This is a genomic window from Haloparvum sedimenti (genome assembly GCF_001462205.1).
GTDB lineage: Archaea > Halobacteriota > Halobacteria > Halobacteriales > Haloferacaceae > Haloparvum > Haloparvum sedimenti.
This window is the reverse complement of record NZ_LKIR01000135.1, coordinates 137,202-158,259: the sequence shown is the minus strand read 5'-3', so window position 1 is coordinate 158,259 and position 21,058 is coordinate 137,202. Positions and strand designations below refer to the sequence as shown.

20 protein-coding genes are annotated in these 21,058 nt (G+C 70.1%); 10 read left to right on the top strand and 10 right to left on the bottom strand.

All coding sequences use genetic code 11. The features are described 5' to 3' along the window. Positions 1-147 precede the first annotated feature (147 nt). From AN233_RS12760 to AN233_RS17425, 5 genes are all read right to left on the bottom strand, one after another. The gene (locus AN233_RS12760; RefSeq protein WP_058367156.1) at positions 148-735 is read right to left on the bottom strand and encodes a hypothetical protein; all 588 of its coding nucleotides are present in this window, start codon (positions 733-735) and stop codon (positions 148-150) included. Positions 736-775: 40 nt separating this feature from the next. After that, the gene (locus tag AN233_RS12755) at positions 776-2,575 is read right to left on the bottom strand and encodes an acyl-CoA carboxylase subunit beta (protein WP_058367155.1); all 1,800 of its coding nucleotides are present in this window, start codon (positions 2,573-2,575) and stop codon (positions 776-778) included. Positions 2,576-2,674: 99 nt separating this feature from the next. Further along, positions 2,675-3,541 carry a class 1 fructose-bisphosphatase gene (locus AN233_RS12750; protein WP_058367154.1) on the bottom strand — a complete coding sequence of 289 codons (867 nt, stop codon included), beginning with the start codon at positions 3,539-3,541 and terminating at the stop codon, positions 2,675-2,677. Then, entirely contained in the window at positions 3,541-4,362 is an 822-nt protein-coding gene (locus AN233_RS12745) for a class I fructose-bisphosphate aldolase (RefSeq protein ID WP_058367153.1), read from the bottom strand. Before AN233_RS12745 ends, AN233_RS12750 begins: the two co-directional genes overlap by 1 nt. 188 nt (positions 4,363-4,550) lie before the next feature. Beyond that, the gene (locus tag AN233_RS17425) at positions 4,551-5,246 is read right to left on the bottom strand and encodes a DUF7409 domain-containing protein (RefSeq protein WP_058367152.1); all 696 of its coding nucleotides are present in this window, start codon (positions 5,244-5,246) and stop codon (positions 4,551-4,553) included. A 119-nt stretch (positions 5,247-5,365) separates the two neighbouring features. Here AN233_RS17425 and AN233_RS12735 point away from each other — a divergent pair, with 119 nt between their 5' ends. Then, on the top strand, positions 5,366-6,223 hold the full coding sequence (locus tag AN233_RS12735; RefSeq protein WP_058367151.1) for a 3-hydroxyacyl-CoA dehydrogenase family protein: 858 nt from the start codon (positions 5,366-5,368) through the stop codon (positions 6,221-6,223). Between the two features lie 46 nt (positions 6,224-6,269). Here the strand turns inward: AN233_RS12735 and AN233_RS12730 are convergent, their stop codons facing one another. Next, positions 6,270-6,935, bottom strand: coding sequence for a hypothetical protein (locus AN233_RS12730; RefSeq protein WP_058367150.1), 666 nt, complete (start codon positions 6,933-6,935; stop codon positions 6,270-6,272). Between the two features lie 913 nt (positions 6,936-7,848). On the opposite strand from AN233_RS12730, the gene AN233_RS12725 reads away from it, so the two are divergent. From AN233_RS12725 to AN233_RS12700, 6 genes are all read left to right on the top strand, one after another. Then, positions 7,849-9,198 carry an RNase J family beta-CASP ribonuclease gene (locus AN233_RS12725; protein ID WP_058367149.1) on the top strand — a complete coding sequence of 450 codons (1,350 nt, stop codon included), beginning with the start codon at positions 7,849-7,851 and terminating at the stop codon, positions 9,196-9,198. Positions 9,199-9,307: 109 nt separating this feature from the next. Beyond that, positions 9,308-9,553 carry an AbrB/MazE/SpoVT family DNA-binding domain-containing protein gene (locus tag AN233_RS12720; RefSeq protein ID WP_058367148.1) on the top strand — a complete coding sequence of 82 codons (246 nt, stop codon included), beginning with the start codon at positions 9,308-9,310 and terminating at the stop codon, positions 9,551-9,553. Then, entirely contained in the window at positions 9,553-9,978 is a 426-nt protein-coding gene (locus tag AN233_RS12715; RefSeq protein ID WP_058367147.1) for a type II toxin-antitoxin system VapC family toxin, read from the top strand. Before AN233_RS12720 ends, AN233_RS12715 begins: the two co-directional genes overlap by 1 nt. 45 nt (positions 9,979-10,023) lie before the next feature. Beyond that, complete coding sequence (locus AN233_RS12710) at positions 10,024-11,025, top strand: VOC family protein (protein ID WP_058367146.1); 1,002 nt, start codon at positions 10,024-10,026, stop codon at positions 11,023-11,025. Next, complete coding sequence (locus AN233_RS12705; protein ID WP_058367145.1) at positions 11,022-11,708, top strand: alpha/beta hydrolase; 687 nt, start codon at positions 11,022-11,024, stop codon at positions 11,706-11,708. The genes AN233_RS12710 and AN233_RS12705 overlap by 4 nt, the downstream gene beginning before the upstream one ends. Before the next feature lie 64 nt (positions 11,709-11,772). Beyond that, positions 11,773-12,681 (top strand): AEC family transporter, encoded by a 909-nt coding sequence (locus AN233_RS12700; RefSeq protein WP_058367144.1) that lies wholly within the window; start codon positions 11,773-11,775, stop codon positions 12,679-12,681. Between the two features lie 34 nt (positions 12,682-12,715). Here AN233_RS12700 and AN233_RS12695 read toward each other — a convergent pair whose 3' ends face one another. Beyond that, positions 12,716-12,961 (bottom strand): hypothetical protein, encoded by a 246-nt coding sequence (locus AN233_RS12695; protein WP_058367143.1) that lies wholly within the window; start codon positions 12,959-12,961, stop codon positions 12,716-12,718. A gap of 185 nt (positions 12,962-13,146) precedes the next feature. Between AN233_RS12695 and AN233_RS12690 the strand changes: the two genes are divergently transcribed. Together AN233_RS12690 and AN233_RS12685 are read left to right on the top strand one after the other, a co-directional pair. Then, complete coding sequence (locus tag AN233_RS12690) at positions 13,147-14,277, top strand: redoxin domain-containing protein (protein ID WP_058367142.1); 1,131 nt, start codon at positions 13,147-13,149, stop codon at positions 14,275-14,277. Beyond that, on the top strand, positions 14,274-14,498 hold the full coding sequence (locus AN233_RS12685) for a hypothetical protein (RefSeq protein WP_058367141.1): 225 nt from the start codon (positions 14,274-14,276) through the stop codon (positions 14,496-14,498). The genes AN233_RS12690 and AN233_RS12685 overlap by 4 nt, the downstream gene beginning before the upstream one ends. Before the next feature lie 52 nt (positions 14,499-14,550). Here the strand turns inward: AN233_RS12685 and AN233_RS12680 are convergent, their stop codons facing one another. The 3 genes from AN233_RS12680 to AN233_RS12670 form a co-directional block, all read right to left on the bottom strand. After that, positions 14,551-14,910, bottom strand: a complete 360-nt coding sequence (locus AN233_RS12680) for a winged helix-turn-helix transcriptional regulator (protein WP_058367140.1) — start codon at positions 14,908-14,910, stop codon at positions 14,551-14,553. A 98-nt stretch (positions 14,911-15,008) separates the two neighbouring features. Beyond that, complete coding sequence (locus AN233_RS12675) at positions 15,009-16,619, bottom strand: hydantoinase B/oxoprolinase family protein (protein WP_058367139.1); 1,611 nt, start codon at positions 16,617-16,619, stop codon at positions 15,009-15,011. Then, positions 16,612-18,672 carry a hydantoinase/oxoprolinase family protein gene (locus AN233_RS12670; RefSeq protein WP_058367138.1) on the bottom strand — a complete coding sequence of 687 codons (2,061 nt, stop codon included), beginning with the start codon at positions 18,670-18,672 and terminating at the stop codon, positions 16,612-16,614. Before AN233_RS12670 ends, AN233_RS12675 begins: the two co-directional genes overlap by 8 nt. Positions 18,673-19,448: 776 nt before the next feature. Between AN233_RS12670 and AN233_RS12665 the strand changes: the two genes are divergently transcribed. After that, complete coding sequence (locus AN233_RS12665) at positions 19,449-20,873, top strand: dihydrolipoyl dehydrogenase family protein (protein WP_058367137.1); 1,425 nt, start codon at positions 19,449-19,451, stop codon at positions 20,871-20,873. Positions 20,874-21,058 lie beyond the last annotated feature (185 nt).

Genomic DNA, 21,058 nt, shown 5'->3' with positions numbered 1-21,058 from the left:
CCGCTCCGTCGACGACCGCGGGCGCGATGAAGTCCGGGGCCTTGTCGCCGACGGTGACCATGTCCGTCGCTCGCGCGGCGTCGTCATAAGGACGCGGGGTCGAGCTCGCGACAGGTGCCGACTGTCAGGACTCGAGGCGGGCGGTCGTCACGGGCCGAACGTGAGTCGAGCGTCGACGGTCCCCGAGAACCCGGGAACCGACGTCCCGATCCCCCCGCCGAGGCTCCAGTTGTCGAGCGTCGTGTAGCCGGCGACGAGCCGCCACCAGTTCGACACGACGTTGGACACCGTCTGCTGGATCTTGGAGAGCGCCTTTTTCCCGGCCGCAGTTAGGCGCCCGGTCAGACTCGCGCTGAGCCGGTCCAGGGAGTCATCAAGCAGCTGGAGCCCCCGGAACAGCGTCGTCATCCGGTCGGTGTCCAGGGGCTGTACTCCGTCGCTCTCGAGGCGATCGCGGACGGAGTCGAACTCCCACAGCAGGTTGGCTGCGTCCCGACAGAACTGCGCCGCGCTCTCGTCGTCGAGGCTCCCCTCGGTGAACCGGTAGTCCGGCTCGGGGAGGTCCTCGTCTAGTCCGAGACGGTCCCTGAATGAAGCCGGAAAGCGCCCGAGCGCTTCCCGCAGGTCCGCCACGACCGAGTCGACGAACCGGAGCCGGTAGCGCTCGTCGATCGATCTGTCCCACTCGTCGGCACGCCCGCCCTCTCCACGTTCGTCCCGCGGTCGATGGCTCATGGTCGACTTTTCGGGCCGGTGCGAGAAATAGCTATCTCGGTTACAGGACCGTCCCGTGCTTCTTGTCGGGCAGGTCCTTCTCGACATCCGCGTAGAAGTCGAAGCGGGCGGCGAGTTCGGCGCGCAGTTCCGAGGGCGGAACGATCTCGTCGACGACGACCTCGTTGGCCATGCGGTGGATGTCGATGTCGCGTCGGTACTCCTCGCGGAGCTCCTGCTCGCGCTCCGCGCGCTCCTCGGGGTCGTCGATGGCGTCGAGCTTGTTGGCGTAGACGGCGTTGATCGCGGCCTCCGGACCCATGATACCGATCTCGCCGGACGGGAGCCCGATGACGCTCTCGGGGTCGTAGGCGGGGCCGCCCATCGCGTAGATCCCCGCGCCGTACGCCTTTCGCGTGACGACGGTCTGCTTCGGAACCGTGGCGGAGGAGGTGGCGTAGATCATCTTCTTCCCCTTCTCGAGGATGGCGTCCTTCTCGACCTGCGAGCCGGCCATGAAGCCGGGCGTGTCACAGAGGTACAGCAGGGGGATCTCGTAGGCGTCGCAGGTCCAGATGAACTCCGCGGCCTTCTCGGCGGCGTCCGGGAAGATGGCCCCCGAGCGCTCGGTCGGCTGGTTGGCGACGACGCCGACCGGGCGGCCGTCGATCCGACAGAAGGCGGTGACGATCTCCTTCCCGTACGACTCCCGGAGCTCGAAGACCGACTCCGCGTCTGCGAGCCGGTCGAGCAGGTCGTGCACGTCGTAGGCGCGGTTCGGCGACTCGGGGATCAGCTCGTCGATCCCCTCCGGCGAGAACTTCGGCGGCTTCGTCTCGGCTCGCGGCGGTTTCTCGCCGGCCTGATCGGGGAGGTAGGTGATCAGCTCGGAGACGAGTTCGCGGGCGTGCGCCTCGTCGCGAGCGACGAGGTCGGCGGAGCCGGACTCCTCGGCGTGGACTCGCGGGCCGCCGAGCGCGTCCATCTCGATCTCCTCGCCGGTGACCATCTTCACCATCCGCGGGGAGGCGATCGCCATCGCGGACATCCCCTCGACCATGACGGTGAAGTCCGCGAAGATGGGGGTGTAGGCCGCGCCCGCGATACAGGGGCCGTAGAGCACGCAGATCTGCGGGACGTAGCCGGACAGCAATGAGTGGTTGTAGTAGTACTTCCCGATCCCCTCGCGGTTGGCGAAGAAGCCGGTCTGCTGGTCGATCCGGCCGCCCGAGGAGTCCATCAGGTACAGCACCGGCTTCCCCGTCTTGAGCGCGCGCTGTTGCATCCGCAGGAACTTCTCGACGCCCTTCGCGGCCATCGACCCCGCCTTCACGGTGAAGTCGTTGGCCATGAAGTGGACATCGCGGCCCTCGAACTCCGCGGCGCCGGTCAGCAGGCCGTCGCCGGGGACGCGGTCGCCCTCGTCGTACTCGTCGCCGTCGGGCGCATTCGGGTGCCAGTCGTCGAAGGCGGCGAACTTGCCGTCCTCGAAGCGCAGCCCGGTCGGCGCCCCCTCGGAGGCGTCCGCGTCGCCCGGCCCGCCGGTCCCCTGATCGCCGCCGAACCAGAGGTCCAGCCGGTCGCGGACGAACAGCTTCCCCTGCTTCGGCAGCCGATCCTTGTACTTCTCGGGGCCGCCCTGCAGGATGTCGTCGATCTCCGCCCGCAGGTCCCGTTCGCGGTCTGTCGGTCCGCGGCCGTCGTCGAGGGGGTACTCCGGCTCGCTCGGCGCGGCGGTCGCGGCGGGGTCGGCCGCCTCGCCGACGTACACCTCGACGTCGGCGCCGAGGTGGTCGGCCAGCGACTGCGCGATGGCGGCCGCTTCGTCCGCGGTCGCGCCCTCGCCTACGTGCACCTTCATGCGCGCAAAATTTGTGCCGGATCGCAAATGGTTTTCCATGCACGATCGCGGGGCGGAGTCGTGGGCAGTCGGCGACTGCGGGGCGGGGTTGCCCCTCGCCTATCCGAGCGTCGACTCCAGCCGGTCGATAAGTGCGGCGTTGCCGACGTGGAGCGGGACGCGCTCGTGGAGGTCCCCGGCCGGTACCTCGAGGATCGACCGTCGACCATCGGAGGAGGCGCCGCCGGCCCGTTCGACCACGTACGCGATCGGGTTCGCCTCGAACTGGAGCCGGAGCTTCCCGTCGGGCGCATCGGCGAGCGCGGGGTACGCGAACAGCCCGCCGTAGGTGAGCACTTGATTCACGTCGCCGACCATCGCGCCGCCGTATCGGAGCTTGAGGTCCTCCTCCACCCCGCGGGCGAACGCCCGGAAGTCGTCGGGCCAGTCCGGCACGCGTCCGCCGAAGCCGTAGACGGTGGGGCGCTCCGGGAGCGTCAGCTCTCCCGTGACGACCTCGCGGGTGCTTCCGATCACCTCCTCGCGGACGCCCGCCTCGGTCGCCACGACCATCGTGGTGATCGGGCCGTAGAGCACGAAGCCGGCGCCGACGAGCGCGGTGCCGGGCGCGGGGAGCGGGGCGTCGTAGACGCCGACGACCGTGCCCATGGCGTTGTTCGACTTGAGGTTCGAAGAGCCATCGAGGGGGTCGACCGCGACGCTCAGCCCGTCGCCGCAGTCGACCGGCTCCGGCCGCTCCTCGCTGGCGTACGTTCCGACGCCGTCGACGGCGGCGATCCGGTCCGCGAGCAGGTCGTCGGCGTACTCGTCGGCCGCCAGCACCGACTCTCCGGAGGGGTTCTCCGCCCCGCTCTCGACGCGGCGGCCGGGCAGCGCGTCGCGGACCTCGGGGGCGCTCGCGGCGACGGCGTCGAAGACGGCCTCGACGACGCGCTCGTGGTCGCGGGCGGTAGCGTCGCCCCTCATCAGTCGAGCGCGGCGTCGTGAACCTCGCCGTTGGCCTCCCGGAGCGCCTCGCGCGGCTCGCTCCCGCCGAAGATCACCGCCTCCAGCGCGTCCAGGATCTGCTCGGGATTCTCGCGCTGGAAGACGTTCCGCCCGACGGCGAGCCCCTTCGCGCCGCCGTCGAGCGCCCCCTTCACCGTCTGCAGGAACGCGAGGTCGTCGGTCTTGGAACCGCCAGACATGATGACCTTCGTCGGGCCGGCCATGCTGGTCGCCTGTTCCATCGCCTCGGGCGAACCGGGATACTTCACCTTCGCGATGTCCGCGCCGAGTTCCAGTCCGAGCCGGGCCGCGTAGGCGATCGTCTCCGGCGCGGTGTCGTCCTTCAGCCCCTGACCGCGGGGGTACGACCACATGACCACCGGCAGGTCGCGGTCGCGGGCGGCCTCCTGCGCGTCGCGGAACTCCTCGGCCATCTCGACCTCGTGGTTCGAGCCGCCGTAGAGCGTGAACCCGACCGCGTCCGCGCCGATCTCGGCCGCGTACTCGACGGAGCAGTTGACCGCGGAGTCGGGCTCGCCCATCCAGAGGTTGGAGGTCCCGTTGAGCTTCAGGAGGAGCGCGACGTCGTCCGCGTAGTCGCCGTAGTACGCCTCAGCGACGCCCTTCTGTACGGCCAGCGCGGTCACCGCATCGTGACCCGCGAGTTCGAACACCCGCTCTGGGTCGGCGGTCGCCGGGTTAGGGTCGAAGTCGACCGGCCCGTGTTCGAGTCCGTGGTCGTACGCGAGGATCAACGCCTTCCCGTCGCGCGTTATCGCCTCGTCCGCGTGAGGTATCATCGGTTCGAACTGCGGTAAGATCAGATAAAAAGACTGTGGTGAAGACCGTTTTTAGAACAAACGGGCGAGAGATCTCGACAGCACTCATGAGTGCCTCAGAAACTCCCTCATAGGTCCCAAAACGCTTACTACTCGATGAGTAAATAGTCGTCCTCGACGTCCGGCGGCGGCGGACGAACGCCAGCCGATCAGTCGTCGGCACGGCGGGCCGCCTCGTACCACGCGGTCACGTCGTCGGGGTCGAGTTCGAGCACGTCGGCGACGTGTTCGGGGTCCGCGGTCGCGAGACTTCGGACCGAGGTAATGCCGGCCTCCGCCAGCAGGTCCGCCGCCGTCTCGTCGACCGCGTCGAGGTCGGTCGGTGGGGTCGGCGCCGAGCGCTCGCGCCACGCCGCCTCGGCGGCGGTCGGATCACCGCTTCCGTCCGTCTCCGCGGGATCCGCGCCGCCGCCCATCGCGTCCGCGACCCAGGCCGCCTCGTCCGCGTTCGCGTCCTCGGCCGACTGTTCCTCGGCCGCCGCGTCCGCGCGCTCCTCCCAGTCGCCCGAGGAGGCGGCGACCCACGCGGCCTCCTCGTCGCCGAAGCCGCGGACCTGCGTCGACCGGCTGGCCAGCCCGTCGCCCGCCTCGAACGACCACGACAGCGAGTGTTCGCGGCGGATCTTCGCGGCGACGCCGGGGTTGACGCCTGCCTCCACGAGGATCCGGTAGGAGACGCGCTTGTCGGTCACGTCGGCGGCCGTCAGGTCGGCGTCCGCGAACGCGTCTGCCGTCGCTGGACCGACCCACTTCAGGTCGGTCGGGACAGGTTCGCCGCTCGGCTGGTCGTCGGCGTCAGCGTCGGAGCCAGCGGCGGCGTCAGCGTCGGCGTCGTCGTCGGCCAAGCTCTGTCACCCGTTGTCGGCCGTTCGCGGATCCGGCACTTGAAGCTTTCTCCGCGATTCTCGACAGGAAGAACCGGCGCTCCGGTACGCTTACCACCCCCGAGTCGGCAGGGACACCCATGCGAGGGCTGGACGACATCGAGACGGTCGGCGTCGTGGGCGCCGGCACGATGGGCAACGGGATCGCGCAGGTCGCCGCGACCGCGGGCTACGACGTGGTGATGCGCGACATCGAGGACGAGTACGTCGAGAACGGCTTCGACAGTATCGCGTCGAGCCTTTCCCGACTCGACGAGAAGGGCAAACTCGACGAGGATCCCGACGCGATCCGCGACCGGATCGCGGGGACGACCGAACTCAGCGACCTCTCCGAGGCCGACCTCGTCGTCGAGGCGGCCGTCGAGGAGATGGCGATAAAGCGGGACATCTTCGCCGACCTGGAGGACGTGGTCGACGCGGAGGCGGTGCTGGCGACGAACACCTCCACGCTCTCTATCACGACCATCGCGAGCGCGACCGACAGCCCCGAGCGCGTCGTCGGCCTCCACTTCATGAACCCGGTCCCGATCATGACCGGCGTCGAGGTGGTCACCGGCGAGCGCACGGCTCCCGAGGCGGTCGAATTCGCACACGCGTTCGCGGAGGCGCTCGGCAAGGAGACGTGGGAGTCCGACGACAAGCCCGGCTTCGTCACCAACCGCATCCTGATGCCGTGGATCAACGAGGGCGTCCGCGCGTACGACGAGGGCGTCGCCACGAAGGCGGACATCGACACGGGGATGAAACTCGGCACGAACGTCCCGATGGGCCCGCTCGAACTCGCGGACCACATCGGGCTTGACATCGTGCTCGACGCCAGCGAGACGCTCCACGAGGAGCTCGGCGACCGCTACAAGCCAGCCTACCTGGTCAAGCGGAAAGTCGACGCGGGCGACCTCGGCAAGAAGACCGGCCGCGGCTTTTACGAGTACGACTGACCCCGCCGGCCGCGGTCGTCGGTCGGCGCCGCTCAGTCGACGCCGCTCAGTCGTCGTCGCTTGCGGTCCACCGGCGCGCACCGGGCATCAGCGCGACGAGTTTCGTCACGTAGCCGAACTTGAACAGCCCGAACTGCGAGAGCACGCCGAGCGCGAACACCCCGAGGAACGCGGGCGCAACCGGGTCGAACAGCAGGGGATCGAGCGCGAGTTCGCTCCCGGCCGCGGCGAACTCCGCGCGCGTCAGCGACCGAGTGGCGAACGCGGCGCCGATGAACGCGGTCGAGACCACGAGCGTCGAGCGCGTGAGGACGAACCCGAACACGGCGCCCACTGCGACGCCCGCGAGCGTGGCGCCCGCGAGCAGGAGCGTCCCCTCCAGCCCGCCCGCCCCGCCGGCGTACAGCGGCCCCGCCACGAACCGGCCGAGGAACCCGCCGACGACCGCGCCGATCCCCAGCACCGCGAACGACAGCCCGGAGTACGCGACGAACGCGCCGACCGCCGCGCCGCCCAGCACCGCGACCGCCGAGAGCACCGCGCCCTCGACAGCGAGGAACCCCGTCAGCGTCGGCGCCAGCGCGTAGCCTGCACCTGCCCCGACCAGCAGTCCGGTCAGCGTCACGGCGTAGACCGACACCGCCGCGCCGACGAACGCCAGCAATAGGCCGGCGACGACCAGCGCGGCGTCAACCGGTGCGATCTCGAACATGATTGGTCGGTTTCCGTGCGTTCACTTAAAACTCGGAGCTTCGCCATCCGCCCGGATTCGCATTCGCCCGATACTGAGTGATGCAGACCGATTCAGACACCTCGCTTTTCTGAAACTCGTGGCGGTGCGGTGCTGTGCGGTCACGGAGCGGTGCGGTTGCGGTGCCGTGCTGTCGGCGCGCGCCGCGGCGACCTTGTGTCGCCGCGACCGCGCGAGGGAGGCGGCGGCGCGGCCGCATTGCGGTGCGGTCCCGCGGCCGCGCCGCCGCCGAGGCTGGGGAGGTGCGAGGCCCGTGGTGCGGTTGCGGTGGGTGGGACTGAAAGGGGCAGCCGGCTCGAACCCGCCCCGACGACGTAAGCACCGCAGCGGGCGGTGCTGAGAGCGAGGAGCGCAGCGAGGCGCGGCGCGGTCGAGCCGGCTGGGGCTTTCTGGATGGTGTTGTTCCACGCAGCAGGATCTGCAACAGACACAAAAACCGCGTCCAGAGAGCCGGCTGGGGCTTTCTGGATGGTGTTGTTCCACGCAGCAGGATCTGCAACAGACACAAAAACCGCGTCCAGAGAGCCGGCTGGGGCTTTCTGGGTGTTGCTGTCCCCAGCAGCAGGATCGACAGCAGTCACAAAAACACCGCCCAGTAACAGAAAACAGACACAAACACGTCGCTATACCCAGTATCGCAGTCGATCGGAAAGATCGGCGGGCGCGTAAACCGGGTCTGCAGGAGTCGGAGCGGCGAGAGCCCATGATCCACGCCTATTTATGTGTCGCATACGGATCCTCACGTAACCGAAAGGGTGCCGTCCCCGAGCAGACCTCCACGACGGACGGGGCGGCCCTCCGCGGACGCGACCGTTGCGCGGACCGGCCGACCGTTCCAGAGGGACTCCGGGACGGCCCCTGATCGGAGGACACTATGGAAATCGAGATCGCGACAATCGGCGGTTACGAGGAAGTCGGACGGCAGATGACGGCAGTGCGCGCGGACGACGACGTGGTCGTCTTCGACATGGGGCTGAACCTGAGCAAGGTCCTGATCCACGACGACGTGGAGACGGAGAACATGCACAGCCTCGACCTGATCGACATGGGCGCCATCCCGGACGACCGGCTCATGCAGGAGCTCGGCGGCGAGGTGCAGGCCATCGTCCCCACGCACGGCCACCTCGACCACATCGGCGCCATCCCGAAGCTGGCCCACCGTTACGACGCGCCCGTCGTCGCCACGCCGTTCACCATCGAGCTGATCAAGGACTCGCTGGAGTGGGAGCGCAAGTTCACGCTGGACAACGACCTGGTGAAGATGCGCGCCGGCGGCACGATGCCCATCGGCGACTCCGGGAACCTGGAGATGGAGTTCGTCAACGTCACCCACTCCACCATCGAGGCGATCAACCCCGTCCTCCACACGCCGGAGGGCGCCATCGTCTACGGGCTCGACAAGCGCCTGGACCACACGCCGACGCTCGGCGACCCGATCGACATGGACCGCTTCGGTGAGATCGGCAGCGAGGGCGACGGCGTCCTCTGTTACATCGAGGACTGTACGAACGCGAACCGAAAGGGCCGCACCCCCAGCGAGAAGGTCGCGCGCTCGGAGCTGCGCGACGCGCTGATGAGCATGCAGGACTACGACGGCGGCATCGTCGCCACGACGTTCGCGTCCCACGTCGCGCGGGTCACGTCGCTCATCGAGTTCGCACAGGAGATCGGCCGCACCCCCGTGCTGCTGGGCCGGTCGATGGAGAAGTACTCCGGCACCGCCGAGCGGCTCGGCGTCCCCTTCCCCGACGACTTGGGGATGTACGGCCACCGCAAGTCCGTCGACCGCGCGTTCAAGCGGATCATGAACGAGGGCAAGGAGAACTACCTCCCGATCGTCACCGGCCACCAGGGCGAGCCGCGCGCGATGCTCACCCGGATGGGCCGCGGCGAGACCCCCTACGAACTGGAGGACGGCGACAAGGTCGTCTTCTCGGCCGGCATCATTCCGGAGCCGACCAACGAGGGCCAGCGCTACCAGGCGGAGTCGCTGCTGAAGATGCAGGGCGCCCGCATCTACGACGACATCCACGTCTCCGGCCACCTGAGCCAGGAGGGTCACTACGAGATGCTCCAGACGCTCCAGCCGGAACAGATCATCCCCGCCCACCAGAACCTCAAGGGCCTCTCGGGTTACGTCGACCTCGCCAAGAGTCAGGGGTACAAGCAGGGGCGTGACCTCCACGTCTCCGCGAACGGCAACATCGTCCAGATCACGGAATAACGCCACCGGCCGATTTCGGGGCTCCGTCTTCGTCCCCCGAGAGAAGACCGCGTGACGTTCGACCACATGTAGAGGAACATGTATGTGGGGTGCGGCCGTATCGTCACGCATGGCCGCAGACGAAGGGGCCGAAGAGACCACCGTCAGTGACTCGGGAATGACGACCATTCCCGCCGACATCCGAGAGCGTCTCGACATCGGACCGGGAGACAAGTTGCGCTGGAACGTCGACGCTGACGGAGAGATCGCCGTCGAGATCGTCCACCAACGAGAGGGCGTCTTCGACGATTTCGAACCCGTCGACGCCGGCGAGACGAACGCGGTCGAGGCCGAGACGGGGTTCGGTAGCGAGTGATGCCGGCGCTCCTCGACACGAACGTCCTCTTCGCGAGCGCGAGTGCACGCGACGAGTACAACGAACCGGCTCTCGACATCGTCCGCGGGATCGACCATGGAGAACTCCCCGAGGCACACGTCACGAACTACGTCGTCGCAGAGACGCTCAACCTCTGCCGGGAGAAGCTCGGCCCGGATCCGGCGGCAGGGATGCTCGACCGGCTCATCGAAGGCGCGCATTTCGAGATCGTCCACGCGCCACGCGCCGACTTCAACGCCGCACAAGCGATCTTTCGTCGCTATCCGGACCTCTCGTTCGTGGACGCCACCATCGTCGCGTACGCACAGAGAACCGACACGGAGTACCTCTACGGGTTCGACGACGATTTCGACGCCGTTCCGGACCTCACGCGACTGGAAACGGCGATCGATCCGCTTCGCTAAGCGGAGCCGGGAGCGTTTTCTCGCCGCCGCACCAACCACGAGCGAATGCCGGACCTCACGGACACGCCCGGGATCCACCACGTCACCGGGATCGCGGGCGGGGCGGCCGACAATGCCGCCTTCTACGCGGGAACGCTGGGACTCCGCTTCCTGACGCGCACGGTCAACTTCGAGGACATGCTGGCGTATCACCTCTACTACGGGGCGCCGGACGGTCGCCCGGGGAGCGTCCTCACGTTCTTCCCGTACGGAGACGCCGCGGACCCCGGTCGCGTCGGGAAGCCGCAACCGACGGCGGCCGCGCTCGCGGTCCCCGAGGGCTCGCTCGGCTACTGGGCCGACCGCCTCCGCGACCGCGGGGTCGCGGTCGAGGGGCCGACCGAGCGCTTCGACGAGCGCGCGCTCCGGTTCGCGGACCCGGACGGCACCCACCTTGAACTGGTCACTGCGGGGAGTTCGGTGCCGCCCGAGATCGAGGGACCGGTGCCGGAGGAGTACGGGATCCGCGGGATCGCGGGCGTCTCCCTGCTCTCGGTGAATCCCTACGCCACCGCGGGCGCGCTGGAGACGCTCGGCTTCGAGCGCGTCGGGCAGGCGGGCGATCGCGTGCGGTACCGAGCGACGGGCGAGGAGCGTCGAGCGGTCGGCACCGACGGTACGAACGGCGAGACGACGGCCGCCGGCCGAATCGTCGACGTGCTCGACAGAAGCGCCGACTTCGGCCGAGAGGGGCCGGGGACCTACCACCACCTCGCGGTCCGGGCGGCGGATATCGACGAGCTGTACGCGTGGCACGACCTGTTCCGCGATCGCGAGTACGACGTCTCGCGCGTCAAGGACAGACACTTCTTCCACTCGCTGTACGTCCGCGAGCCCGGGGGGATCCTGATCGAGATCGCCACCGACCCGGCTCCCGGCGAGGGAGTCGCACGCGGCCCGCGCGGGGACGAGGGACTCTACCTTCCCCCGCGGTTCGCCGAGGACCGCGACCTGATCGAGAGCCAGCTTCCGGACCTCAACCTCCCCGCGGAGGCCCGCCGACCGTGAGCGGCTCCGGTTCGGACGACGGACAAAAAGCCTCAGCAGGGGCCGACCCGCACGGCGACGAGCCCCTGCTCACGGCCGGCGCGCCCGCGGCGGCGGCCGAGGTCGCGGTCGTCCTGCTCCACGGACGCGGCGCGACCGCACAGGGGATCATCAACCTGTTCGACCCCGTTTACCGCCACGGCGTCGCCCTTCTCGCGCCCGCCGCCGAGCGGAGCCGGTGGTTCCCCGAGGCGTTCGACGCGCCACGGTCCGTCAACGAGCCGCACCTCACGAGCGCGGTGGGGCGCGTCCGGGACGCGGTCGAGACGGCCGCGGCCGCCGGAATCCCCCCGGAGCGCGTCATCGTGGTCGGCTTCTCGCAGGGCGCCTGCGTCGCCGCGGAGTTCGCGGCGCGACATCCACGCGAGTACGGTGGCGTCTTCGTCCTCGCCGGCGCGCTCCCGAGGAACAGCGCGGAGGAACGCCGCGTCGACGGGTCGCTCTCCGGTACGCTGACCTTCCTGGGGAGTAGCGACGACGACCCGCACGTCTCCGTCGACCGCGTGCGCGAGACGGCGGCGACGTTCGAGGCGGCCGACGCGGACGTGACCGTCGACGTGGCGGTGGGGGAGGGGCACGCGGTCACGGAGGCGTCGTTCGACGCGCTCTCGTCGCGGCTGTCGGCGCTTCTCGACGCGGATTGAGCGGCAGGGTACGGAGCCGGAACGGATCCGTGCGAGTCAAAGGCGCGGATCCTCTCGGTCGCATATGGAGGTTCTCGCCCGGCTGCTGGCCCTGCTGGTCCTGCTGCTCGTCGGCACCGGGCTTCGGGCGAGCGGCGTGCTCGACGCGGCGCGGACCGCGCGCCTGAACGCGGTCGCCTACTACGTCGCGCTGCCGGCGCTGATCTTCGTCGCGACGTACGACCAGTCGGTGCTGGCGGTGGTGACGCCCGCGCTGCTGGCCGGCGTCGTCCTCGTCCTGCTGGGGACCGCGGGCGTCGCGTGGCTGGTCAACCGCGGCCGCGCGTCCCCGGCGCGCCGGAGCGTCGCGGTCGTGCAGTCGTACCACTCGAACCTCGGCTACCTCGGGGTTCCGCTGATCGCCGCGACGTTCGACGCGGAGGTGACCGCGGTCGCGAGCGTGATCCTCGGGATCGGCGCGCTCGTCCAGGTCCCGTTGACGGTCACGCTGTTGTCGGTGGTCAACGGCGCGGAGGCGAACGTCCGCGGGGAACTCACCGACCTCGCGCGCAACCCGGTCCTGATCGCGCTCGTGGCCGGGATCGCGGTCGGGACGGCGAACCTCGCCGTCCCTGCCCCCGCCGCGACTGGTCTCGACTGGCTCGGGTCGCTGGCCCTGCCGCTCGCGCTGTTGTGCGTCGGTGCCTCGCTCGACGTGGACGCCCCCGAGATCGACCTCGGCGCGACCGGTTCGGTCGTGGTCATGAAGACGGTCGTGATGCCCGCCATCGCGGTGGCCGTCTTCGCCGGCTTCGGCGTCGACGCCGCCACCTTCACCGCCGCGGTGCTCATGCTCGGGATGCCGACCGCGGTGTCGACGTACGTCTTCGCGACCGAGCTCGGCGGCGACGCGGAGTTCGCCTCGCTCAACGTCTTCGTCACCACGCTGGCGTCCGTCGCGTCGCTGTTCGTCCTGATCGAGCTCGTGGGGTGAGCTTCGGGGCCGTCAAGCGGCGTCCCCGAAGAGGTCACCCGACGAACCGAGCACCGTCTCCGACCGGCGTCCGCTCGGACAGAAACAGCCCGCCGAGCAGGATCAGGAACCCGCCGCCGAGGAACAGGCCGAGGACCCACGCGGACGAGAGCCCGCGAAGCAGCGCGAACGGTGCCACGAACGCCGCGACCCCCGAGAGAACGAACCCCACGCCCAGCAGTTTCTCGACGCGACGCCCGCCGATCCGGTCTCTCAGGGAGGGCCCTCCGGGATCGGACATGAATGATTGCGATATCGTCACGGAGACAAAAAAAACGTTTCGGCGAGGTCCGAGGCTCAGTCCGCAGGTCGGAGCTCGAAACCCGTCCCCGCCCCGACCGCATCGCCGCCCGTCACCGCTTCGACGCGCAGGGTAACGTTCCGGTCACCTCGCCACTTACACTCGCGGGGACCGATCGGCCGAACATGACCGACGCCGATCGGGATGCCGGGCCGACGAATCGGATCACGGACGCGTTCGAGCGCGTCCGCGAACACGCGTTCCACCCGGTCGACGAGGACAGCTTCACGGTCGACCGCGAGCTCGGGGAACACGGGATCGCGGACCTCGACGACGGCGACTGGCGCGTCCGGCTGCTGGCGGTCCGCGACCTCGTTCGCGCCGGGACCGACGCAGTGGGGGAGATCGCCGCGGGGTTCGCGGACGACGACGTGCAGGTGCGCACCGTCGCCGCGACCGCGCTCGGCGTTCTGCGGGCAGACGGTGCGGTTCCGGCCCTCGAACGTGTCGTCCGCGAGGACCCCGACCCGCTGGCGCGGTCGGCGGCGACGGTCGCGCTCGGGCGGATCGGCGCCGAGGGGGCGCTCGACCTGCTCCGCGACCGGGCAGCGAGCGACGGCTCGAAGGACGTACGCCACCAGGCCGAACTCGCCGTCGACCGGATCGGGAAGGGCGCGGTCGCCGAGGACGAGCTGGCCGAGGCCTTCCGCTCGCTAGACCCCGACGATTTCGGGCGGCGCTCCGCGGGCGACGAGGCGCCCGAGTTCTCGCTCCCGACGGTCGAGGGGGAGGAGTGGGCGCTCTCGGACCACGTCGGCGACGGCTGGACCGTCCTGATCTGGGTGTTCGCGGACTGGTGTCCGGTCTGTCACCGCGAGTTCGACGAGCTGATCGAGCTGCGCGAGGCGTTCGCCGAGGCGGACGTCTCCGTCGCGACCGTCGAGTGTCACGAGCGCTACCGCGGCAGCGTGATGGTCGGCCGCGAGCTGGAGCCGGAGTACTGGTTCGCGGACGAGCCGTTCGTCGAGGCGTACACCGAGCAGGTCTGGTGGCCGCACCTGCTCGACCGGGCGGGCGCGGTCGGCGCGCGGTACGGCGTCGACCCGATGGCGTTCGCGGTCCACGCGGAGTACATCAACCGGCCGGCGACGGTCGTGATCGACCCGAGCGGCACCGTCCGTTTCGCGTACTACGGCACCTTCTGGGGCGACCGCCCCTCCGTCGCGGAGACGCTGGAGATGATCCGGACCGGGGAGTTCGCGTTCGAACACGAGGAACGTCGGAAGCCACCCGCCGAGAAGACCGAGTCGCGATGAGCGACGACGGCCTGCTGGGGTCGCTCACGTTCGTCGGCCTGGTGAGCCTCTGCTGTCTCGGGCTCGGCGGGATCGTCGGCGGCGCGGCCGTCGGCGGCGGAACCGCCTCGGTCAGCGCCTTCTCGACCGGGGCGACCGACGCCCGCGGCGCGCTCGTCACCGGGGTCGTGACGGCGCTTGCGCTCCTGCTCGTCGCGGGCGCGGTCAAACTACGGTCCTGACGGCGGGCCCGGCGTCGGCGGCCTACCGCATCGCCGACGCTGCGACGCCACCTCAGTCCTCCTCGGGCGCGGTCAGGTGTTCGAGTCCCCAGTCACGCATCGCCACGATCACCGGTTCCAGCGAGCGGCCACGCTCCGTCAGCGAGTACTCGACCCGGAACGGCTTCTCGCTCACGACGGCGCGATCCACGAAGCCGTTCTCCTCCAGGTCGTCGAGCACGTCCGACTGGACCTTCCCGGAGATGCCGTCGACCTCCTCCTTGAGCGCGTTGAACCCGAGCGGGCCGTTCTCCAGCAGGCGATGAATGACGACCGGGTGCCACTTCTTGCCGATGAGGGTGGCGGTCGTGGTGATCGGGCACCAGTCCTCGCCGGCACACCAGACCGCCATCTCGGCGTCCGTGTCGGCCATACCGGCCCTTCGCGTGCCACCGATTTATAGTTACTTCACACAACCGGGTTACAGGCGGTAACCGCAACGGTGCGCGGGGATCGATGGGGAGATCCGGATCATACCTCGTCAGTCACCTTTCCGTCCGCACGGTCGCGCTCGCGGGCCGCCGGGTCGCGGTCGGTCGGGTCGCCGTGGCCGCCGCCGCCCGGCGTGCGGACGGTGACGACCGCGCCGGCAGGCACGTCGCGCGTCGTCTTGGCGGGGACCGGGTCGCCGTCGATCAGGTTCTCGCCGACCGCGCCGTCCGCGCCGCCCGCGAGTCCGGGCGGACCGACGCGCCGGCGCTCGGTCAGGAGGGAGACGGACGCGGGGACCTCGACGCGGACCGCGCGCTCGATGCCGAGGCCGCCGCGGTGCGCGCCGTCGCCGCCGGAGTCGGACCGGAGCGCGTAGCGCTCGACGCGGAGCGGGTACTCCGCCTCCAAGGCCTCGACCGGCGTGTTGAGCGTGTTGGTCATCCCGACCTGCACGCCGTCCATCCCGTCTTTCGTCGGGCGGCCGCCGAACCCGCCGCCGATGGTCTCGTAGTAGCCGAACGAGTCGGCACCGCGCGCGCCGATGATGAGGTTGTTCATCGTCCCCTGTCCGGCCGCCGGGACGCGGTCGGGCGCGGTCTCGGCGAACGCCGACAGCACCACGTCCGTGACGCGCTGGCTCGTCTCCACGTTCCCGCCGACGACCGCGGCCGGCGGGTCGGGGTTCAGCAGGCTCCCCTCGGGAACGGACACCTCGACGGGGTCGTAACACCCCTGGTTGGGCGGGATCTCGGGGTCGGTCACGCAACGCACAACGAAGTAGACCGCGCTCGTGGCGACCGCGAGCGGCGCGTTCACGTTGCCGGGCACCTGGTCGGCGGTACCCGAGAAGTCGACCGCGACCCGGTCGCCGTCGACGGTCACCGCGGCGCGAACCGGGATCTCGTCGTCGGTGACGCCGTCGCCCTCCAGCACGTCCGCGGCCTCGTAGGTCCCGTCCGGGAGGGCGGCGATCGCGTCGGTCATGCGGTCGCGCGAGTAGTCGATCACGGCGTCGAAGGCGGCCTCGATCGTCTCGATGCCGTGGTCCGCCACGAGATCCCCGAGGCGCTCGTCCGCGCGCTCGTTGGCGGCGATCTGCGCCCGGAGGTCCGCGCGGCGCTCGTCGGCGTTCCTGACGTTCGCCAGCAGGACGCCCATCACGTCCGGATTTATCTCGCCGTCGACGACGAGCGGCACCGGCGGGAGCCGGAGCCCCTCCTCGTACACCTCGCGCGCGCCGGCGGGCATGCTTCCGGGCGTTGACCCGCCCACGTCGGCGTGGTGGGCGCGCGAGACGGCGTAGCCGAGGACTTCGCCCTCGACGGTCACCGGCGAGACCATCGTCACGTCGGGGAGGTGCGTCCCCCCCGCGAAGGGGTCGTTGAGCACGTACACGTCCTCGGGACCGGGCTCTTCCGCGAGGACGGCCTCGACCGCGGCCGGCATCGCCCCGAGGTGGACCGGGATGTGCTCGGCCTGTGCGACCATGCGCCCGTCGGCGTCGAACAGCGCCGTCGAGCAGTCGCGCCGCTCCTTGATGTTCGGGGAGTAGGCGCCGCGGATCAGCGTCTGACCCATCTCCTCGGCGACGCCCTCCAGCTGGTTCCGCAGGATCTCCAGTTCGACCGGATCGAGGGCGGTCTCAGACATCGCCGGCCCCTCCCTGCTCGCCGGCCTCGGCGCCCAGCGCCATGTGGAGCGTCCCGTCCGCGAGCACCGTACCGGTCCAGTCGGGTGGAACGACGACGGTCGTCTCGGCCTGCTCCAGCACGGCCGGCCCCTCGACCACGCCGTCGACCGGGAACGCGTCGCGGTCGTAGACCGGCGTCTCGCGGCCGGGAGCGGAGCGTTCCGAATCGTCATCGGACTCTCCGAAGTGCGCGGTTCTGGTCCCGGTCCGCGCCGCGGCGACGGACTCGCCGCCGACGTATCCGGGGTCGACGGGCGTCGCCTCGCCCGTGGCGGTGGCCCGGAGGTTCACCAGCTCGACGGGGTCGTCCATCCGGTAGCCGTACGTCGCCTCGTGGGCAGCCTCGAACCGCTCCGCGGTCGCTTCGGGATCGAACGCCGGCCCCTCGACGGGGACGGTCAGCTCGAAGCTCTGGCCCGCGTAGCGGCAGTCGGCCGCGAACTCGACTGGCGGGTCGCCGACCGCACGGGCACGCACGTCCGCCGCTAACTCCGCCAGCGCGTCGGCGACCGCGTCGGCGTCGACCGCCGCGAGCGCCTCGCGGCGCGTCCGCACGGCGTCGTGTTTCTCGCCGGCCGCGAGCAGCCCCGACGCCGAGAGCACGCCGCCAGCGTAGGGGACGAGCACGTCCGTCATCCCGAGGTCCTCGGCGAGCGCGGCGGCGTGCATCGGACCGGCGCCGCCGAACGCCGCCAGCGCGAAGTTTCGGGGGTCGTGGCCACGCTCGACGGTGACGCTCCTTATCGCGCGCGCCATGTTCGCGTTGGCGACCCGGTAGATCCCGCGAGCGGCGGCGAGGGGGCCGTCGAGGTCCGCCTCCCGCGCGATCCGGGCGCAGGCGTCGCGGGCGGCGGTCACGTCGAGTTCCAGCTCGCCGCCGAGCGCGGACCCGGACCCGATGTAGCCGAGGACGACGTTCGCGTCGGTGACGGTCGGCTCCGTGCCCCCGTTTCCGTAGCAGGCCGGGCCGGGGTCGGCGCCGGCCGAGCGCGGCCCCACGCGGAGCGCGCCGCCGCCGTCGACCCACGCGACGGAGCCGCCACCGGCGCCGACGGTCTCCACGTCGACCATCGGCACGCCGACCGGGCGGCCGCTTATCTCGGCCTCCGTGGTGCGCTCCGCCTCGCCGTCACGGACGAGGCTCACGTCGCTGGAGGTGCCGCCCATGTCGAAGGTGACGAGGTCGTCGAACGGGATCCCGAGCGCGCCCGCACCGACGACGCCCGCCGCGGGGCCCGACATCGCGGTCGTCACCGCGCGCTCGCGGACCGCGTCGGCGCTCGCGATGCCGCCGTTCGCCTGCATGATCCGCGGTTCAGGGACGCCCGCCGCCGCGGCCCGCTCCGTGAGGTTCCCAACGTAGCGGTCGATGGCCGGCGTGACGTACGCGTCGACGACGGTTGTCGAGGTGCGCTCGTACTCGCGGAACTCCCCGAGCACCTCGTGAGAGACCGACACCGGCACGTCCAACTCCTCGCGGAGCACCCGCGCGACCGTCGCCTCGTTGTCGGGGTGGGCGTACGCGTGCAGCAGCGAGACGGCGACGGCCTCCACATCCTCGTCGGCGTCCGCGATGGCGGCCGCGACCGCCCGAGCGTCCGCGGGAGCGACCGGCGTCTCGATCCCCTCGGTCGTCGCGCGCTCCACGACCTCGTACCGCCGCCGCCGCGGGACCAGCGGATCGGGCTTCTCGGCGTGGAGATCGTACAGCGCGGGGCGGTCCTGTCGGCCGATCTCCAGCACGTCTCGGAATCCCGCCGTGGTGACGAGCGCGGTCGTCGCGCCGTCCTCCTCCAGCAGCGCGTTGACGGAGACGGTCATCGCGTGCGTGAACGACCCTATCGCGTCGGGGTCGATGCCGGCCTCGTCGCAGGCCTTCTCGATGCCGGCCATCACGCCGACGCTCTGGTCGTCCGTGGTGGGGACCTTCGCGGTCGTGAGTCGCCCGTCGTGGACGAGCGCCACGTCGGTGAACGTGCCGCCGACGTCGACGCCGACCCGAGTGTCGGTCACGGCGCCGCCTCCGGTTCCTGACTCATCGCTCGTGGCTCCGCGGCCGAGGGAGGAAAACCTGTCCCACGCGGCCGGGCGGGCCGTGAGAACGACACCTGCCGGTCGCTCTCGGGGCGGACTCGGTCGGTCGTCAGAAGAGCCGAAAAACGCCGGCCTCCCGGAGCCGGCGCCGCGTGGCAGCAGCCTGGAGTTGCAGGTAGGGTGACGCGCCGCGGCGAGCACCGTCCGAGCGCGTCGGAGTCGCGGTCGCGACGGGTCCCGCGGACCCGGCCCGAGCGACCGCTCGCGTCATGTGCCTGGAAAGGCGGGTCGGAGCGAGCGCCGCGGACCAGCATCCGCGGGCTCGCGCGTGTCGTTCAGTTCCGTGAATTTTCACCCCGTTTCGTTGATCGGTCGTCGGTCGTTTCTCCGTTCCCGCCTCATCTTCGACCGTTCGCACTCGAATGGATGGACGTTTGTTATATGAATCTTATCCTTAAATATCCTCAAGGAAATAGAGATCGTCAGGAGGAATACGCATTGTTGGACGACAACAGCATCGATTCGTCAAGAAATGTCGTCGGAGGTTCGGAGAGGTGCCGGCCCTAAGCACGCGATCCGATCGGGACCCCGAGGTCGCGACCCGTCGGCCAGTCGCCGTCGCCACACTCCCAGTATTGCCACCTCACGACTGTCGCCGCCTCGACACCGCAGCCACTTGGGCCGCGACGCACCGCCTGTGCACGGACGGCGTCCAGGTGGACAACCCTTAGTAGCGCGGGGCGGCCAGCAACGGTATGCACGTAGTGGTCATCGGCGCGTACGGGAGCGCCGGCGCCGCGGTCGCGGAGGGGTTGTACCCGCACGTCGGGAAGCGCGTCGAGCAGCTGACGCTCATCGACGACGGCGACCCGGGCGGCGGGCTCTGCATCCTCGAGGGTTGCATGCCCTCGAAGGAGCTCCTCTCGGCGGCCTCGCACCGCTATCAGGGGCGCGCTGACGGCCGGCTCACGGGCGAGCCGCACGAACTCGACCTGGAGCAGGTGGTCGCCGAGAAGAACGACCGCACGCGCGACTGGGCGGGGCACCGCCGCGACTCGATCCACTCGATGGCGGAGGACGACGACGTGGAGTTCATCCACGAGCCCGCGACGTTCGTCGACGACCGCACCGTCGAGGTGGACGACCGCGTCATCGAGGCCGACTACGTCGTGATCGCGACCGGCTCGGTGCCGAAGGTTCCGGAGACGCCCGGCCTGCAGGCGGTCGACTACTACACGAGCAAGGACGTGCTCCACGCGACCGACCTTCCCGACTCCGGCGTGGTGATGGGCTTCGGCTACGTCGGGCTGGAGCTGGTCCCCTACCTCGCCGAGAACGGCGTCGACCTCACCGTGGTCGAACACGACGAACGGCCCATCGACGAGGCGGACCCCGAGTTCGGCGACGCCCTGCTGGACATCTACGCCGAGGAGTTCGGGGTCGACGTCGTCACCGAGGCCTACGAGGAGCGCGTCGAAGAGACCGCCGACGGCGTCCGCCTCCACCTCACCGACGTGAGCGACGACCCCGAGCGCGGCGACCCGGACCCGGTCGACGCGGAGGCGCTGTTCTGTTTCACCGGCCGGCAGCCAAACCTCGACCGGCTGGGCCTGGAGAACACCTCGCTGGAGCCCGAGGACGACTGGATCGACGCGACGATGCGACCGCCGGACGCCGAGCGCACCTTCGTCGTCGGCGACGCGAACGGCCGCGAGCCGATCCTCCACGTCGCCAAGGAGCAGGGGTACCGCACCGCCGAGAACGTCCTCAGCCACGACCGCGGCGATCCGATCGAGCCGTACCAAAACGTGCACCACCACGTCATCTTCTCGGGCACCGGCGTCTACCCCTTCGCGCGCGTCGGCCACACGCCCCGCTCCGCGGTCGAGGCGGGCCACTCCGTGGTCACGTCGACGCGGCAGGCCTCCGACGACGGCGTCTTCAAGTCGAAGGACGTGCCCCACGGCCTCGCGCGCATGGTCGTCGACGCCGAGGACGGCACCGTGCTGGGCTGGCAGGGCCTCCACTACCACGCGGACGTGATGGCCAAGACGCTCCAGCTGGCCGTCGAGATGGAGCTCGACGTGCGCGAGATCCCCGACCGCGCCTACCACCCGACGACCCCCGAGATCCTCGACGGCCTGATCCGAGAGTGCGCGGCCGGCGTCGCGGACGACTAGGACGGATACGGGGTTGAGGCGCAAGACGGAGATCGGTTCACAGAGATTGGCTGTTCGGTGTGCGGTTTTTCTGTCTGAGTTGCTGATCCTGCTGTTGGGGATGGCAACGCCCAAAAAGTCCCAGCCGACTCTCTGTACGATGTTTGTGTGACTGCTGTTGATCCTGCTGCTGGGGACGGCAACGC

Excerpts from the sequence above, each read along its gene's own strand:
- AN233_RS12745 (WP_058367153.1), bottom strand. The coding sequence starts at position 4,362 with ATGATACCTCACGCGGACGAGGCGATAACGCGCGACGGGAAGGCGTTG.
- AN233_RS12750 (WP_058367154.1), bottom strand. The coding sequence starts at position 3,541 with ATGAGGGGCGACGCTACCGCCCGCGACCACGAGCGCGTCGTCGAGGCC.
- AN233_RS12735 (WP_058367151.1), top strand. The coding sequence starts at position 5,366 with ATGCGAGGGCTGGACGACATCGAGACGGTCGGCGTCGTGGGCGCCGGC.
- AN233_RS12715 (WP_058367147.1), top strand. The coding sequence starts at position 9,553 with ATGCCGGCGCTCCTCGACACGAACGTCCTCTTCGCGAGCGCGAGTGCA.
- AN233_RS12665 (WP_058367137.1), top strand. The coding sequence starts at position 19,449 with ATGCACGTAGTGGTCATCGGCGCGTACGGGAGCGCCGGCGCCGCGGTC.
- AN233_RS12700 (WP_058367144.1), top strand. The coding sequence starts at position 11,773 with ATGGAGGTTCTCGCCCGGCTGCTGGCCCTGCTGGTCCTGCTGCTCGTC.
- AN233_RS12725 (WP_058367149.1), top strand. The coding sequence starts at position 7,849 with ATGGAAATCGAGATCGCGACAATCGGCGGTTACGAGGAAGTCGGACGG.
- AN233_RS12685 (WP_058367141.1), top strand. The coding sequence starts at position 14,274 with ATGAGCGACGACGGCCTGCTGGGGTCGCTCACGTTCGTCGGCCTGGTG.
- AN233_RS12720 (WP_058367148.1), top strand. The coding sequence starts at position 9,308 with ATGGCCGCAGACGAAGGGGCCGAAGAGACCACCGTCAGTGACTCGGGA.
- AN233_RS12755 (WP_058367155.1), bottom strand. The coding sequence starts at position 2,575 with ATGAAGGTGCACGTAGGCGAGGGCGCGACCGCGGACGAAGCGGCCGCC.
- AN233_RS12730 (WP_058367150.1), bottom strand. The coding sequence starts at position 6,935 with ATGTTCGAGATCGCACCGGTTGACGCCGCGCTGGTCGTCGCCGGCCTA.
- AN233_RS12690 (WP_058367142.1), top strand. The coding sequence starts at position 13,147 with ATGACCGACGCCGATCGGGATGCCGGGCCGACGAATCGGATCACGGAC.
- AN233_RS12695 (WP_058367143.1), bottom strand. The coding sequence starts at position 12,961 with ATGTCCGATCCCGGAGGGCCCTCCCTGAGAGACCGGATCGGCGGGCGT.
- AN233_RS12675 (WP_058367139.1), bottom strand. The coding sequence starts at position 16,619 with ATGTCTGAGACCGCCCTCGATCCGGTCGAACTGGAGATCCTGCGGAAC.
- AN233_RS12710 (WP_058367146.1), top strand. The coding sequence starts at position 10,024 with ATGCCGGACCTCACGGACACGCCCGGGATCCACCACGTCACCGGGATC.
- AN233_RS12680 (WP_058367140.1), bottom strand. The coding sequence starts at position 14,910 with ATGGCCGACACGGACGCCGAGATGGCGGTCTGGTGTGCCGGCGAGGAC.
- AN233_RS12760 (WP_058367156.1), bottom strand. The coding sequence starts at position 735 with ATGAGCCATCGACCGCGGGACGAACGTGGAGAGGGCGGGCGTGCCGAC.